Origin of the sequence: Pseudomonas baetica (assembly GCF_019733355.1) — a bacterium.
Classification (GTDB): domain Bacteria; phylum Pseudomonadota; class Gammaproteobacteria; order Pseudomonadales; family Pseudomonadaceae; genus Aquipseudomonas; species Aquipseudomonas baetica_A.
In genome coordinates, this window is sequence record NZ_JAIHLQ010000020.1 from 1 (window position 1) to 15,827 (window position 15,827).

Below are 15,827 nucleotides of genomic sequence, written 5' to 3' on the forward strand. Positions count from 1 at the left end.
CGGTAAGAGCGTGACCGGCTGTTTCGGAACAGGCGGAAAATCGGTCACGTTGTTAGCGAAATGAGCGGTCACGCGTTAGCGAAATGGTCGGTCACGATGTACCGAAACGGGCGGTCACGATAGGCCGAAATACGCATACAAAACAACCCTCTGGCCAGCTATTGCTGCCAGAGGGTTTTTTTATGCTGTCATTTTGGCTTGACGGCCGATCAGAGGTGAGTCAGCATTAACCCGTCCTACTAGCCCTCCTCGAGAGCTAACCTGATCTACGTCGTAGCATTTCTATGAGGTTTTTCAGGGTGTGATTCAAGTCATGCTAATTCTTGGCTTGTTGAGCACAGACATTGCTGGAACCATTTTGGACCCGTCTTTTGACGTTTCCATATTCGAGGTACTAGGCATTTCCTGCTGCGTTCGCGCTTCAGTAGATTTGTCCCAGGATTTTGTATCTCTGCCATCTCAGCGCTTTCTTGCTCTGATAATGGCTCCTCCGGCTTCATGCCAACTCCCCTGCACGGGTAATCTCTATGAGCTTATTCCTGGTGCAGTCAGGGATATAGGAGGTTCTTCATGTCGAACGAAGTTGAACTCGTGAGTGTCCCTCCAATTTGGAGGACACCTTCAGGCGATTCATTTGAGCAAGCGAAAGCACGCTTTTTGTCGCACGAACACGAAGGTAATTTTGATTTGAAGGATGAAAAGGAAGAGTCTGACGATTCTCCTTTTTAACTAAATATTATTTCCCTCAAGGGCACTCACACTGCCCTTGGGTTAGTCGTGTGCGCCGTAAATAGGTGAGAGCATGACTGCATATCTTAATCCGACATATATTTTCAACCCTGTCTCTGATGACTTTGTTGTTGATATGTCACCTACGCAGATTTTGAAATCTCAGGTCTGCCAACGTTCACTTGGCTATTACCGAGCTCGTATAAAACCAATGGCTACACCTTTGAATCTTGTGTTTGGTTCTGCCTTGCACTGGGTAATAGAAGGTTATATCAAAGGTTATATCGACCGCGATCAAATGGGAAAGCACTTCTCAGATGAGTTTTTCCGTTTGTCTATGTCAGGCTTAATCAGCATGGCAAAGTCAAAGACGCGCGAGGTTAACGAAGCAATCGGCAAGCGTCTAGCAGATCAGTTCCCATCGTTTTTCGAGAATCTGGGTCTTCGACCTTTGATCATTGAGGGAGCTTTTCGGCTAAGGATTTCACACAATACCTACATCAACCTGGTCATCGACTTTGTTGGTGTTGCGGAAAGGGACATCATTTTCAATGGTGTTCTTATCGCATCTAAAGGGGATACAGTCATTCTTGACTGGAAAACGGCAGCTACTAAGGAAGGCGCTTTATTTGCAGGCATCGCTTTGCAACTGACGTTTTACTGGGAAGCTGTACGTTTAGCGTGTGAGTCTCTTGGGATTAAGGAACCGACAGCGTGTGGTTTTGCCTCAGGGCTAAAGCCGAGTATGTCAAAACCTGATTCCGAGTCTCTTGTAAAAGCCATGTGGCAGCCAGTGCAATGGACCAAGCGTACACGTAGTGATGTTGAAGAAGCATTCGACTACGCTCGTGTAGTTGCTGGCCGTATTAGACGTGGTGAGTTTCATCGAACGTCTGGTGCTGCTTACAACTCTCCCTGTGATAGTCAAACTCGTTGTGATTTCGCTGGGCTGTGTCTGGAAGGTTCAAAGCGTGGCTACAGAATACCAGGTGGGCTAACAATTGCTGATCTGGTCTAAATCATCCTACCTAGTGGGGCACAACTGCCCCCAGGGTAATGCTGCCCTTCGGAGTGACAAATGAAAGAGTCAGTTCGTATGGAGCGGTATGCTCAACGTGCCGTCGATAAGCGCCGTAAAGAGGAAGACTCTAACCGCAAGATTGGTCAGTTTGTCTTGATCAAATATCTTGCGCAAGGTGATCATCTTTGTGAGGCACTGCAAAAGATGAGCCAAATGGAGCGGCAAATGTACATATCCCAACACACCGAACTGATCGAAAGTTCAGACGGTGCGGAAGGGATCAACGTGGTTTGGTGTCCCAATTCACAGGTTTTGACCCATAGACTCCTATCATCCGAACTTCGGAAGGAGTTCGAAGGACAGCATTACCTTAGTTCTTGGGTTCGTAAGGTAGGTCCTCATCAGTATGAAGCGCTACGCACTACATTGCGTGACAGACTGGAGAGACGAGTTGCCGTGCGTCAGCATCAAAAGAATCAACTTGCTATAGACTTCATTGAAGCTAATGTCGGTTAAATAGTTTTCCATCAGACGATGGGCTAAATCCAGCCCTCGGGCCGGAAGTAAATACTTCCGGCGGGACGCCCCGGGAGTGTTATCAACTAACGCGCGACGGCGTCACTGGAGGTACTGATGTCATACATCAAAAACCTGATGCTGGCAATTGTGTCAGCTATCATGGGTACTGTCTCTGCCTCCTTGTTTGAAGGGTGGACTGTTAAGGAACAGAAGATTGTTTTTCTGATTTCGGTACTGATGGTCGCAGTAATGCTGACCAAGTCTTCAACTTCCTCAAAGGAGAAGAGCAGAAAAATGAAATTGCAGCAGCGGAGAGCGCGTAAGCGTAAGTCCCTACGCGGCAAGAAAAGAAAAGGTCATGGCCCTTAAGTGTAATGGTGAGATGAAAACTTTCATTAACTCACTTAAGGAACTGACCATGTCTTCCACAGCAATCATAGCGGTATTGATCATGGCTTTTTAGTATGGTTACGTTGCGATCACTGCGAAGCAAACGGAAAGCGTTTTATTCCGTTCAGACACACCCCTCGTAACTGAGGGAGCTGCAAGGATTCACCGCCCAGGGGCCCTAACAATCCCCTTTGGGTTGTTAGGTTTTGGGAGGGCGCAGCACTCTATAAAAACAAAATCTAATAATAATGGTGAATATATGTTTTATCAAAACTGCAAAAATCAACAAACTCGTTTATCAGGATTTCAGAAAGGGCTCGCTCCTATGAAAGCACTGATTAAAATCTATCATCAGTACCGCTTGGTCCTGGTCTTCGTGCTTCTTGCATCGACGATCACTTCTGAGCGACCTATGAGGCACTGGTTAGTTGTACCTACATTCGTGTCGGTATGGCTGGCTAAGGTTTTCAAATGGGGGGTGACTGGTTTTACGCTCTATATCCTCTTTTTCAACGGTATCCATCTACCTTGGTGGCTTTCAGTCGCTAGCGTGATGACCGGTGAAATTCTCTCGATAGCTGTCGCAGCTGCAGAGATGGAAATGAAGCACTACGGGTATCTAAACAGCTAACGCTGTCTGGTCGTGAAAACGTCCGGCACAGCTTTGCTGTTGCCGGGCGTCGGCAATTCCACGCCCGGTCTGCAGACGGGCGTTTTTTTTAATCTCCCGTCTGCAGCGGGTAGGAGAGTTTTGCAATGAACAACATGAATTTTCGCGGTGACCTCGTATGGTTTATCGCCCTCGCTAACGATCTAGTCACTCCTTGGGAGGCTGGCCGCCAGGCTGCTAACCTCAAAGAGGGCTTCACCAGCAACCCTTTTGAGACAAACACTTTCAACCATGCTGAATGGGCGAAAGGTTTTGCTCATGGGGTGTCGCATGACGCTCCGGCGGTGTCGCAATCCATCAATGCTTCAGTTGTAGTTTCACTACCTCTGATGGAAGTGCAGCACCTACCTGATAGGGCCTTCTGGGCCGAAGCTAACCGATTATCTGTCGGTGGAATGTCTGAGTTCGCACTTGCTGCGCGCTTGGGTGTTTCTCGGGATCAGTTAAGCGCTGGAATGATCCTTCATCACTTCTGGGATGAGGATGCGATTCCTTTGGGAATTCGCGAAGCGGGGTAACCCTTGCATTAGGGCTGGATAAAGCATCCGGCCTTGCCGGATGTTTTAAACATTCGACCGTGTGTGCTTTCGCATGCATTTAGTAGGTAAGGGAAATAAATATGTGGCTGATTAAAGTATGGGATGGGAATTCGAATTGTGAGTATCACCGAAAGGGATCTTACGATGAAGTGACCACTCAGCTTCGTCATTTACCACCAAGTTATATCTGGTCTGCTCAACCAGTCTGAGTAAATCTCAGACGGTTAGCTCGTTGGCATTTCGCCTGGATTTTGAATCCCGGCGACTGCCGGCGAGGAACCAAAATGTCTATATCTGCCGAATGGCTACCAGGTTTTACTGGTATCGCTACCGAAACGTTGCTGAACGTTCGTCGCGCTTCCACGGGCTGCAGGATCTCGAAAGTTGAGTTCCAGCAGTACCTTGAAGAGGTTGCTATGTACACCGGCACGCAGCTGAGCATGAACGGCAACGTTCTTACGCTGAAGCTGAAATGGATGGGTCAACTGCACTCCTTCGATCTCACTGAGATTGAAGGTGGCGACTACTCATGCCCGGTCCAATTGGGTGTGGGTACACATCTCATTCTTCTGTAATTCGGACGCCCTATCCGGGCGTCCTTTCTCCTAGTGATCTGGATCAAACCTCCAGCTCACGCTGGGTGTTTGCTCGAGTTCACTACTCGATTCGCACCCGGCTCCGGCCCCGGGTGTTACTTAAAGATTCCCCGTGGTCCGGCGGGTGAGAGGCTTTTAAAATGACTAACGTAACTAACGCTGTAACCAACACCGTAGCTGCTCGCACTGTTGCTGATATCGAAGCGATGCACCGTGAATCCCTGGCTTCGCAGCCGGTTAAAATGGTCATGGCTCACGAGCTTTTTGGCTTCTCTGAGGAACTCAAGGGAGTAGGGCAACTGCCTGTCTTCGTTGGGGACCATCCTCTAGTGCCGAAGGGTAACGATGATCATGTCTTCAACAAGAGCCTGGTTCGCCGGATCCTGTTGAGCATGAAGGGTGGCGATACCAGCTTTATGCTGGTAGGTGACAAAGGGACAGGTAAATCCTCCTTGGTTACACAGATGCACAATCGCCTGAACAAGCCGATGATCGCTATCACTGGCAGCAATGGCATCGACGACACTCACTTGCTTGGTTGCAAAACCATCAAGGGTGGTGACGTTGAAGAGTTCGATGGTGTTTTGAGCTATGCGTATCGCACTGGCTTGACATGCCTCATCGACGAGATCTGCACACTGCGTCCCGGTGTTATGGTTGGTGTCAACGACATCCTTCAAGGTGACGGGGTAATCAACCTGAAACACCACGGTATTGATCCTACGCTCAACCCACGTGATCTTTTGAACGTGGACGGCGGGATGACTATCGTTAAACACCCAATGTTCCGGTTGTTCGCGACCGATAACACTGGTGGTAAGCAGCAGAGCGATGCCCGGTTCGCCGGTGTCAACGCTCAGAACGCTGCTGTTCGTAGTCGCATGACCAGCTTCAAGGTGGGCTTCATGACACCTGAAGAGGAAATGAAAGCCCTCAAAGGTGCTGCAGATGCCTACGCTGCCAAGCGTGAACTGACCCCAATGGATGACATGTTCATCCATCAACTCGTAGAGTTCGCTTTCCGTTTTCGTAAAGCGTTCGCCATGGAAGAAGCCTGCGACAATATCTCGTTCCGCGAGATTCAGCGTTGGGCTTACAAGTGGATGATGTACGGCGATACTGATGAGTCCTTCGTGGATTCTATCTACACCAATCTTGAAGAAACCGACCGAGTGCTGGCTATTGAGTTGTTCAAGTCAACATTCAGCCGCGACCTGATTTTGCCGGAAGAGCATGCTTATTCGGTTACGTCGATCGCGGACGATTTCATCACCAAAAGTGTAGCTGCCTCAAAAGCAGCAGCCGCCTAACCAAAGGAGTTCGCCATGTTTTACGTTGTGAACCCCAATGGAAGTTTCCTGGCCGGCTTCCTGCCGGCTGGGACGCGCGAAAGCATCATGTTCGAGGGTCAAATGGTTCAAGGCGAACCTAAGATCACTAAGCGTTTGGAGGGAGCTGCAAGCAGCTCTCACGATGCATGGGAATTTATGTGCGAGATGGTTTCTGAGGCGAGAGCTGACGGTTATCTCGACACTGCATTCACTGCCAGCAAATTGCAGGTGCCAGCAGATCTTCACCATGAGGAATTCCCTCTGGTGTTGAGAGGCTTTTACGCACGTGTGAAGACTATGGCCAAAGATCAGTTCGCAGCCGGGCTTGCCAGGTTGCGGGCAGTTCATGAGGTCTTGTCACATGCTGATGTCCAGCTACAGAGCTATGACGATGACAAATTTGTTGAGATGCGCCTTGGGGCTCAAATCATCAGGTTTGGATTTGTGCCTGAACGGTTATGGGAAATCATGACCACGAAGGCGAAGGAGCTTTGCGAGAACCGCGGAATGCTGGATGACAATTACCTTCTCCCTGATGGGCGTGGGTTGTTGCATCTGCGCACTCGCGAAACCTTTCTTGATGTGTACGTCCGAGCATTTCTGCAAGGGGCCATCAAGGCGGGCGCGGTGATCGAGCTTACATCTGATCAGAACTGGCGCTTTCTCGAATCGAATCCGTTCATTGCCGCTGATGTGAAACATCTTCAGTGGTATCAGGATCACCCTGAAGTTCTCAGCAGTGTTCTCAAGCTAGACCAAACGATCCCTGTACAGGCGACGAAAGTCTTCAGTGCAGTAGATTTTTATTGTTGAAAATGCGGTCCTCAATGGACCGCACCTCTTTAGTGAGTTGGACCAAAATCCCAGCTCACGCCGGGTTTTTGTTCGAGTTCACTGAGCTCACACGACCCGGCACCGTGCCCGGGTTGAAACCAAATTTGTTCCTGTGCACGGCAGGTAAGAGGCTCCAAATATGAAAGCATTGATGAAAGCAATCACTCGCGTTGACGCTGCTCTGGATTTGTTCTGGATTGGCATCGTTCTGCGTACTTATCACGAAGCGCAGGCCGCACGTTTTAGCCGTTTGGCTGAGCGTCTGGCCCTTGCAGCAGTTGAGCACCCGCGGATTGACTACGTGAGCCACCAGGCTCTCCGTCACAAGCTGGAAGCTGATTTGCTGCAGGGTAAGGTTTAACAGTTTTACGGGCTGCCCTAACGGGCGGCCTCTTGCTCTGAGAGTTGAAATCCAGCTCTGGCTGGGTGTTTGTCGAGTTCTTCGAACTCAACGTCACCCGGCTCCGGCCCCGGGTGTAGATCTTTTATGCCCCGAGGTCCGGCGGGTGCGAGGCAACACCATGAAACTGTTCAAAACCGTAGCGCAGGCTGTTTCCAAATTCGTGATGATCCGTTACCACCGCCGCATGGCTCTGGCATACCGGAAGCTGGCTTCTCATCACGCCGATCTTGTCATTCACACGCAACACCGCGTTCCCACAGCTTCTATCGCGAAGCTGCGTGGCAACGCAGTGCTGCACGATCAGAAAGCTAAAGCAATCCGAATCGGAGAATGACCATGTCTGCAATGATGAACTTCAGCAAAAATGCAATCACTCAAGGCTGGATCTCGTTCTTTCGGGTCTTGGCTTCAAACTCGGGGATCGAGTTCGTCTTTGGTAAGGATGAGCAACCCCGTACGGACGGTCGACGTGTCTACCTTCCAAGCCTGCCTATGAACCTGACTAAAGATGATCTTGACCTTACGAAAGCCTTTGGCTTCCACGAGGTTGGGCACATCCAATTCTCTGATGTGGTTTTCTTCCAGGCATTTGCTGCGAAGCATGGCGATTTCGCCCGCTTCCTGCTCAATGCATTGGACGACGTCTACATGGAGTACAAACAAGCACAAGCGACCCGAGAAGCCGAAATCTATTTCCGGCGTAAGGCGAGCATCCTGTTTGAACGCAAGCGATTCCGTGACGGCAGCAATTCTGTTGCTGAAGCGGTTGCCTGCTATTCCCTTTGCTACTTACGTACCGATCGGTGGAGTGAGTATCGTGACCCGTTCGCGGTAATCGAGGCTAACTTCAATAAGCACTTCGGTGCTCATGCTGATCACGTTCGTGGCAATCTCAATGAAATTCTGATCAACGAATTCCCAAATGTGCAATCAACTCAAGATGCTGGCAGCTTGACGCTGCGGATCATTGCGATGCTGAAAGCGCTTGGTGAAGATGAAGAGAAGAAGGATGAGGGTCAACCTGAGGAGTCGAAGGGAGGTGAGCAATCATCACCTGCTGACGATTCAGGTTCGAATGGGGAGCCCAAACAGGACGGTGGCACTGAAGGTACCACTGGCGATTTGGAACCTGAGGATCCATCTGAACCAAGCAAAGACGGCGGCCAGGACCCAAAACAGTCTCAGGACAGTGATGGTGCTGACAGCGGGAAAGGCAATGGTGATGAGCAGTCCCCAGGTAACGGCGCTACTGGGCCTGATGGCCAAACTGGTGCACAGGCTGGTACAACTGATGGTAATGCGGGTCAAACCGGCGGTTCAGAGGCGGCTGATGGTCGCTCCCTGAAATCAATCGTTGACGAGATTCTCAATACCACTGGCCTCGGCGACAAAGAAGTATTTGACGACGGTGACGCCGTCAAGTCTGTCTCCAAGTCTGTACAAAGCGGTACCAACCCTGACTACAAAGGCCAATCGCTGGCTCCTGATTGCGTCATTGACGGCAAACTGGATCAAGCACCAGGTAAAGCAGGTAAGGGCTTCGGTGGAGGCGCTGGCAACAAGGAGAAGGTCGACGGGATGACGGTATGCCCCGAAGACATTTCTGAGGCCCGCGATATGGAAAAGCGTTTGGGGCGTAGGTCTCAAGTGCTAGCTAGTAAGCTGAAAGGCTTACTGATGCAACAGCAGGAAGCAGAGTCGTTTACGACTACTCGCGGTCAGCTGGGGCAAAACCATCTCTACCGTGTAGGCCTGGGCGATGTTCGCGTTTTCACTCAAAGTGAGGAAGCTCAACGTCCTACTACCGCAATCTCAATTGTTGTCGACCTATCCAGCTCTACTCAGGATAAAGCCGATAAAGATTTCGCCAAAGGTGAGAAGGACCAGTTTGAGGCCGCTGAGGCTCCAAGCACTCTTCGTTCGATCCTTGAATCCGTGATGCTCCTTGAGAAGGTCTTCGACCAGATCGGTTGCCCTCGCGAGATTCTTGGGTTCGCACCTAAAGGCGGCGAGCTGATTTCTATGGCTCGCTGCTTCGGCGATTCCTCTAAAACTGCAATCAACCGCATTGGCGGACTCAGGAAAGTGGCGGGCGGCGGTCACACCCCTATTGGAGAGGCTGTATTCCATGCAGGGCGTCGACTGGTGTGCCACGAAGCCAACCGTAAGGTGATGTTTGTCCTCACGGATGGTGCCCCTGGCAACGTTGCCAAGGCTGTTGAAATGACCCGCTTCTGCGAAAGCAGTGGTGTTCGTGTGGTGTATCTGGTCATTGGTGAAAAGGTCCGTACAGACTGGCTCACTGAGGCTCGTATCCCATATGCAGTAGCAGCTTCGAGTGTTGAGGTAACACCTGTTCTACTGGCTGAAGCCAGAAAACTGTTGATGTAACAATCACTGTACCCACCTGGGTATTCCGAGGTCTTGCCTCAGAACGCCCGGGTAGCCCTGGGCGTTTTTCATAAATGCCCCAACTAGGGTGCGAGGAAGTTATGTCCGGTCTAATCAACTACGACTACGTCGAAGTAGCAATTTCGGCGTTCAATGATCACGTTTTAGAGCCCGGTGAAATCTCTCTGGAAACAGTAGAGGGTCACGGCTACTCAGCTGGTTTCCATGGTTATCCATGGGGTGCACCGGACGTGATTAAAACCACTCCTGTTCTGCTGAAAGGCTGGAATGCTGGGTGGAAAGCCGCTTGTGAGCGCGATCAAAAGGAAGAAGCAGCTAAGCGTCTCGCTGAGAAATCCGCGAAGTGAAGCTGAAGGCTCTCTAGAGCCTTATCTCAACCAGGACGGCCTTCGGGCAGACCTAGCTGGGTGATTTTCGAGACATCGATCTCGATTCCACCTGGCCCCGTGACCAGGTGTTTGAAAACCAAATACCCCGACACGGCGGGAGTGAGATCCATCATGGACCTAGTAGATACCGCTGTAAGCGCATTAACGAACATAGCTCCTAACGGTGGCGCGCCTGATGAAAAGGCCGCTATCTGTGCAGCGTGCAATGCTGGATTCAATGCCCCTCCGGGAGCACTGACCCCACCAGAGTTCGAGCGATTCCCTCTCCTCACCGAGTGGTTCTCGATCGGACTTAACGCACAGGCTCGCTTTAGTCATACCGTTAAACCTGACGAATTCGGCTTCGGCCAATAAGTCAGGGAGGCCCGATATCGGGCCTCTTCTCCTCCTAGTGAGCTGGATCAAACATCCGGCTTACGCCGGGTGTTTGCTCGAGTTTATTGCTCGATACACACCCGGCTCCGGCCCCGGGTGTTAATTAAATTTGCCCCGTGGTCCGGCGGGTGCGAGAGAAATACCATGACTATTGCAAACGTAAACAGCTCTGTTCAGATCGTTGCTCAAACTGCTGAAACTGAGGTTGCTGTTCTAAATCATCAAATCAAGTGCATTTCTGAAGATCGTCAGATCGACATGAAAGACATTGACGTTGTGGTTGGAGAGCTGCCGAAGGAGGCACGTAAACTGCTCTGTGAGAAAATCTTCCCTAAGGACTTTCTGCGTCCATACCACCGCATTCGCGAACAAGCGGAAGAGGTGCTGGACAAGCTCGGCTCCATCAAAACTGATCTCGGCGGTATTAACACCATCGCTTCGGCAGTTGAGAAGGCAGAAGAACTTGATGCATTGGAAGTTAAATGGGATGAGCTGTTGGCAACTGATGAGGCGCGCTACACCGACATGTGCCAAAAGCACTTGCTCGAATTGGGTGCCAAAGCAATTAAAGGTGGCGCAGATCAACTCACTGTCTCGAAACTGATGGCAGCACTGGTCAAGCGTCAACCAACGTGGGAGGAAGTAGCTAAGAACCTCACCTTTGCGTACAGCGTTCACATTATCCAGCTGGACGATGCGAACTTTAATACCAAGCTTTACAAGGCCCAGCGCGACAGCGTTGTGGCTCTTCGTGAAGGGGTGATGGGTGCCTGCGTTCAGCATGTTTGTGCTGAAGCGTATGCAATTTGGAAGCTTGTAGACAGTAAGGATCGGACCACTAGCACTGGCGAGATCAAATTGAACCCTCGCACGATTCGTCGTGCTAAAGCGATGACTGAAAAGCTGGTTCCGCTGGCCTTCATTCATCCGCTGATCAAGCCGCTCCACGACGCCCTTTCGGCTGAGTTGGAAAAGCTGCCTGAGTCTGGGTTCATGAGTGCTCCTGAGTTCACCAACTTTGAACAGTGCCTGCTTGCATTACGTGACCAACGGAAAGTCGTTGATCACCTGACCAAAGGCTTGCCATTGATCTCTGTTGTGAGTACAGCGCAGCAAACCTTGTTGGGTGCCTCGGCTCCCCAGGGCAACACTGCAAGCGCACCTGTCCAGGGCGATGTAGCTCAACAGCAAAATGTAGCGACCGCCCCCGCGGTTGCCTCGACAACAACTGAAGTCACTTCTGTGGCTGCTCCTGTTGAAGAAGCTGCGGCTCCAGCCGTAGCTGCACAAGCTGCTGATGTGAAGCTAGAGCAGGCGGTCCCGGCCGTTGAATCAAGCGTATCTGCCCAGCAAACCGCTAACCCCGGTTCGCTCGCTTTCTACTTCTAAATTTCGAAACTTCCCACCCCTGACGGGCCACCACACCCGTTAGGGGAGTGGTGCGCCCAATTTGGAGCGCGCTATGCAAACTGATCTGTTCGGCGAAGTAATTCGCACACCATCCGTTAGAAAACAGTCCGACCGAAAAGCTACCGCCACCCGGCTGGTTTTTGATCGTAAGGCTCTGTGGTCGACCTCTGGATATCTGCCCGGTGCTGTTCAGGTTGATAAGGAAAACGTGGCTGAGGTTATGGCCACATCTGATACTCGATCTGACAACGCAACGATTGAGCGATTGGAAAAGGCTCTAGGGCTCGAACCTCTCGTGAAGAATGGGCAGTGGTTAAACGACACGTTCGGGTTTCAATACCGGCGCGTTGGTAAGCCATTCAAAGGCGCCAAACGTTATGGGGAGAAGGGCAGCCTTTTCCGGGATCTGAATAAGCAGCTTGTGCTGACCTCCGCGAGGTCTGCAATCGAACCGCTGTTCCATGACCCTTGCTCCTGGTTGGTCATCAACTCAATTATCGTCCTAGACGTTCGGTTGAGAATGATGGACGCCGATGAGGACCACCAATATTGCCTCAAAGCTTTCCTTCAAGTTCTTGCCCAACACGACTTCATCGACAACACCCGCACGGGGGACACCATCCGGTCTCTTACCAAGCGGGATCAGATGCGTGAAATGCGTGCCAAGCAACGTGCTGCAAAGGGTCTACCTCCGATCGAAGCTGTATCTAAACCCGTCAAGGTTGCCGAGCCACTTGTGGTTCCTGCTTCCGTGACAGTTGAGGTCAGTTGCGTGCCGGCGGTGGATGACGTGCAAGAGCCTGCACAGGTCGAAGACGAATTCGTACCTGAGCCTGAGCTCAATGCAGATCTCGCTGAGTTTGACGACGAAGCAGATGAAGTCATTGCGAGTAAGGGCGGGAGAAGAAAACCAGTATCTAAAGCTCTTATGGATGCTTTCGAGTCTGACGACTTCTCTTACGATTTTGACTAACTGATGTTCGAGGGGCGCTGCCGGCGTCCTCTCCATAATTCATTAGCCACCAAACGGTGTGCGAGCTGAGGTCCGGCCCTCAGTAGGAGAAAATCATGAAAGCAAATATCAAAGCTAAGCTGGTCCCAATGTTCGACGTAGCTGTGCTCAAGGCAGCAAAATTCCTCTGGTTGGTCATGAAGGTCTTTGACCCACGTCCACTTCAGACGCACTTTGCTGCTCGTAAGCCGGTTCAAAACATTGAGGTCACGCATTGCTTCTCACTACGCGGTGCTGATGCTGAGTTAAGTATTGCTCGGCTCTCAAACATGCACATTGGTAGTAGCACTGGGAAAGGGCGTACTGGATTGGTCAGCCGTAAAGGTCTGATCAAGATCTACAACGCTGAGAACGGTAAGTTCTTGATGATCCGAGCCCAGGGCGTACCGACCATAGCTGGTGAAAAGCAGCTGACCAAAGACTCTATTGCGTTGAACTATGACGCGAAAAAGGCTTTGGGTATTCCTAAAAACCAGGAGACCGAACTCAAGCTGTTTGTTGGCCCCGCCAACCTCGGTGACCAGGAGTTTTATCATATGTATCAAGACGTTGATGCTTCTAGCCGTACGGCTCGGGCACTCGGTTGGTACTTAGCTATCGGGGGCGTTGTGTACGGCATTTTTCAGATGGCCTTGAGCTTTCTTGAAGCTGCCGTGGCTGCGCTGTTCTAACTGATTGGTGACCCGCTTCTTCCGACTGACGGAAGGGGCGGGCGTCACCTCCAAGCATCTTCCTCTGGAGGTTGATTGGAGGTGGCGCCCGCCCCAGAAATCAGACGATGAGGTGTCACGATGTACGATCACGTTAGCGACAATTCCCCCCAGTTTGTTACAGACTTAGGCTTTTCGTTCGAGGGCCATTTTCGCTACGGCGCAGAGTGCATTCTTGCTCGGCCTGAGGCACCCAAGCTTTACTTCCAAGACTCCCTGCCGCTTGAATTCGTTCGCGATACCATGGAGAAATGGAATATTGAGCTGCACGGGTACCATCCAGGAACTGGGTACTATGCCTTCAGTCAAGAAGACGAGATGGCCAACCCTGGGTACCACGTACTGGTACTCTTTGCGGACATCAGTTTCTGTAACTCATTTATGGGCAACGTCGAGAACGAGACCCTACCGCCGATACTTGGCGGTTCGATGCTCCAGTATTCAAGCAAGTGAGCCTACTTCCTCGCTTGCTTCTGCTGGCGCAACCTCATCCGGCGTGCGTGTACCTGGACACGCACCGAGGGCCGAGCAGTCGGCCCTTACGCCTCCTGTACTTTCCCTACCCCATTTTGACTAGCGATCTTAGGACCTCACCGGCAGCATAGGTGACCGCCCATACTGAGAAGCCGCTTGCCAATGTCTAACAGAGAGTTCTTCAAGATCATGTGGACCGAGGATGCCTCTGACCGCAGCATTGATCTCGACCATTTCTCCCTCTCGTTCACTTACATCCGTGACTGGTTCACCGGCAACATTTTCGACTGGATCGTCGATTACTCTCACCTCTTGATTTACCTATCCTTTGCTCTATCGATAACCATGATTTTTCGTCGGACACTGAACGCCAAAAGCGGACTCGGTGCGCTTTTTGTCGTCTTGCTTTTATGGCATCAAGGTGAAAACTACACGCTTGCCCATTTGATTTTTGGACCTTCAGTAAACCCACAGTTCCTCAATCTCGGCCTGGCTGCTGTCTCACTACTCGGGGTCGGCGTTACGGTGGTTGTGAAGCAATGGCGCACGCTTGATCGGATCATGATTTTCAGTGCTCAATGCACCGTGGTAGCGACAACGCTTTTGTTCCACATGCTGCTTGTGCAGACAATTCTGCCAGGCTGGAATTTCAGCATTGCCTGGGGCAATGTTGCGGCAGTAGCGGTGCCCTCTGAGATGGATCGGGTCTGTGGCGAAAGTAGTCTAGTTTGCTGGCAAGGCGATACCTTTGAGCCGTCAGCATTCAATCCCTACATTCGGGATCAAGTCAGGGCGCGCATTGAGATGCTTAAGTCAGAACCGATAGCCGAGCTGGGTACGACTTTTGGCTCCGACAATGATCTTGTATCTAATGGAACGATGGCGGTGCTTGTGTATAAGAAGGGCAGCCATTTCTGGGTGATCGGTGACAGTCGATATGGTGTCCGCGCCCATACCGTTATTTTGAGGTCCTTCTACATCCTTTGTGCAGCAGCACACTCGGTATGGCTTTTCGGGGCGCTTGGGCTTCTGTGGTTCCACAAGCGCCGCTTCGCGAGGAGGAGGTCTTTTGCTGATTGACTTCGAGACAGTCCATCGAACTTACCTCAAGGGTTCAATGGATGAGGCCGGTTGGAGTTTTAACCCTGTAAACCCCGCAAAGCCTAGAACAGGTAGACATCTGAGCACCCACCAGGTTTTCAGTAATGCCGGGCTTGGAGTTGCCCTCTACTTGAGGAACGATTTCGAGGCGGGCCGTGCAATTAAGGTTCACGTTGGGTTGAAGCTTGTGTTCAGTCGGAAGGTTAAGGGCACGTTTCTTTTGCAAGATGATATGCAAAAAATCTCCTTAACTCTCGACATGGGTGGAGTGAGATCACTCTATGCATGGTTAGCCGGCGATACCCCCAATTTCACCTATGAGATTATTCGGCCGGGTGCTCCCAAGAAACAGGTGACCGGCTTTGAGACAGACCTCGAATTCCCACTTAGCATACGTGCCTTCGAAAATGACTCGGATGGTAGTGCTAGGTCTATTTTGGTTGGGCTATCCGACACCGACATTTTCCATCTGCAGCTGCACTGCCTGGGGCTAGCCAAGCTGCTTTATCCATCATTGAGTGATACTGCTCTTCTAGCGCACATGAAGCCTCGCATGAGGACCCCAACCTCATGCACCACGACCACTGGCACACCATCACATGTCAATGTGGTTCCCGAACCAACTGAGCTCCCCGCAGAGCCTCCTTTGGGCTCTATTCCTGCCAATGGTGAGTGTCTCCTAGAGGTCGACATTGAGAAGGCCAAGAAGGCCGTTTTCGCAGTTGGAAAGAATAGATGGCCACGCAAAGACATCGGTACGATCGAGCACATTCAGAATGGTCCAGTCGATGCCATGGATCGTTTTGTGAAAGCCGGCAACGTTGGTGACTTCACTGAGTGGGACAAGATTTACGGCTTGCTTCACCCCTCGACCAGGTGACTTCTCCAAAATGGGGCAGTCCAGTCCCACTA

At 51.2% G+C, this 15,827-nt stretch carries 19 protein-coding genes; all 19 read left to right on the forward strand.

Features of this window, described 5'->3' with window-relative positions; genetic code table 11:
• The first annotated feature begins 570 nt into the window (after positions 1 to 570).
• The 19 genes from K5E40_RS18890 to K5E40_RS18980 all read left to right on the forward strand — a co-directional run bounded on the left by K5E40_RS18890 (position 571) and on the right by K5E40_RS18980 (position 15,795).
• Positions 571 to 729, forward strand: coding sequence for a hypothetical protein (locus K5E40_RS18890; protein ID WP_155007399.1), 159 nt, complete (start codon positions 571 to 573; stop codon positions 727 to 729).
• A gap of 73 nt (positions 730 to 802) precedes the next feature.
• Positions 803 to 1,747 carry a PD-(D/E)XK nuclease family protein gene (locus tag K5E40_RS18895; protein ID WP_011922816.1) on the forward strand — a complete coding sequence of 315 codons (945 nt, stop codon included), beginning with the start codon at positions 803 to 805 and terminating at the stop codon, positions 1,745 to 1,747.
• A 60-nt stretch (positions 1,748 to 1,807) separates the two neighbouring features.
• Positions 1,808 to 2,266, forward strand: coding sequence for a hypothetical protein (locus K5E40_RS18900; protein ID WP_078465866.1), 459 nt, complete (start codon positions 1,808 to 1,810; stop codon positions 2,264 to 2,266).
• Between the two features lie 117 nt (positions 2,267 to 2,383).
• Positions 2,384 to 2,638: a hypothetical protein gene (locus tag K5E40_RS18905; RefSeq protein ID WP_078465865.1), complete on the forward strand. Its 255-nt coding sequence runs from the start codon at positions 2,384 to 2,386 to the stop codon at positions 2,636 to 2,638.
• Between the two features lie 280 nt (positions 2,639 to 2,918).
• Positions 2,919 to 3,290 (forward strand): hypothetical protein, encoded by a 372-nt coding sequence (locus K5E40_RS18910; RefSeq protein ID WP_153045958.1) that lies wholly within the window; start codon positions 2,919 to 2,921, stop codon positions 3,288 to 3,290.
• Positions 3,291 to 3,415: 125 nt separating this feature from the next.
• A complete protein-coding gene (locus K5E40_RS18915) occupies positions 3,416 to 3,847 on the forward strand; it encodes a hypothetical protein (protein WP_011922819.1) in 432 nt (143 codons plus the stop codon).
• Positions 3,848 to 4,152: 305 nt separating this feature from the next.
• Positions 4,153 to 4,443: a hypothetical protein gene (locus K5E40_RS18920; protein WP_078465862.1), complete on the forward strand. Its 291-nt coding sequence runs from the start codon at positions 4,153 to 4,155 to the stop codon at positions 4,441 to 4,443.
• Positions 4,444 to 4,604: 161 nt separating this feature from the next.
• Positions 4,605 to 5,774, forward strand: a complete 1,170-nt coding sequence (locus tag K5E40_RS18925; protein WP_011922821.1) for an AAA family ATPase — start codon at positions 4,605 to 4,607, stop codon at positions 5,772 to 5,774.
• A 15-nt stretch (positions 5,775 to 5,789) separates the two neighbouring features.
• Positions 5,790 to 6,608, forward strand: a complete 819-nt coding sequence (locus K5E40_RS18930) for a hypothetical protein (RefSeq protein ID WP_169904149.1) — start codon at positions 5,790 to 5,792, stop codon at positions 6,606 to 6,608.
• Between the two features lie 160 nt (positions 6,609 to 6,768).
• Positions 6,769 to 6,990: a hypothetical protein gene (locus K5E40_RS18935; protein WP_007250479.1), complete on the forward strand. Its 222-nt coding sequence runs from the start codon at positions 6,769 to 6,771 to the stop codon at positions 6,988 to 6,990.
• Positions 6,991 to 7,150: 160 nt separating this feature from the next.
• Positions 7,151 to 7,366, forward strand: coding sequence for a hypothetical protein (locus tag K5E40_RS18940; RefSeq protein ID WP_078465861.1), 216 nt, complete (start codon positions 7,151 to 7,153; stop codon positions 7,364 to 7,366).
• A gap of 2 nt (positions 7,367 to 7,368) precedes the next feature.
• Positions 7,369 to 9,423 (forward strand): hypothetical protein, encoded by a 2,055-nt coding sequence (locus K5E40_RS18945; RefSeq protein WP_169904150.1) that lies wholly within the window; start codon positions 7,369 to 7,371, stop codon positions 9,421 to 9,423.
• 101 nt (positions 9,424 to 9,524) lie between these two features.
• Positions 9,525 to 9,791 (forward strand): hypothetical protein, encoded by a 267-nt coding sequence (locus K5E40_RS18950; RefSeq protein WP_078465859.1) that lies wholly within the window; start codon positions 9,525 to 9,527, stop codon positions 9,789 to 9,791.
• 561 nt (positions 9,792 to 10,352) lie between these two features.
• On the forward strand, positions 10,353 to 11,597 hold the full coding sequence (locus K5E40_RS18955; protein WP_169904151.1) for a DUF3150 domain-containing protein: 1,245 nt from the start codon (positions 10,353 to 10,355) through the stop codon (positions 11,595 to 11,597).
• 73 nt (positions 11,598 to 11,670) lie between these two features.
• A complete protein-coding gene (locus tag K5E40_RS18960; RefSeq protein WP_169904152.1) occupies positions 11,671 to 12,591 on the forward strand; it encodes a hypothetical protein in 921 nt (306 codons plus the stop codon).
• A 95-nt stretch (positions 12,592 to 12,686) separates the two neighbouring features.
• Positions 12,687 to 13,301, forward strand: coding sequence for a hypothetical protein (locus K5E40_RS18965; protein WP_011922828.1), 615 nt, complete (start codon positions 12,687 to 12,689; stop codon positions 13,299 to 13,301).
• A gap of 120 nt (positions 13,302 to 13,421) precedes the next feature.
• A complete protein-coding gene (locus tag K5E40_RS18970; protein ID WP_011922829.1) occupies positions 13,422 to 13,793 on the forward strand; it encodes a hypothetical protein in 372 nt (123 codons plus the stop codon).
• 183 nt (positions 13,794 to 13,976) lie between these two features.
• Positions 13,977 to 14,894 (forward strand): hypothetical protein, encoded by a 918-nt coding sequence (locus K5E40_RS18975; RefSeq protein ID WP_169904153.1) that lies wholly within the window; start codon positions 13,977 to 13,979, stop codon positions 14,892 to 14,894.
• Positions 14,884 to 15,795 (forward strand): hypothetical protein, encoded by a 912-nt coding sequence (locus tag K5E40_RS18980; RefSeq protein WP_169904154.1) that lies wholly within the window; start codon positions 14,884 to 14,886, stop codon positions 15,793 to 15,795. The genes K5E40_RS18975 and K5E40_RS18980 overlap by 11 nt, the downstream gene beginning before the upstream one ends.
• The last annotated feature ends 32 nt before the right edge of the window (positions 15,796 to 15,827 follow it).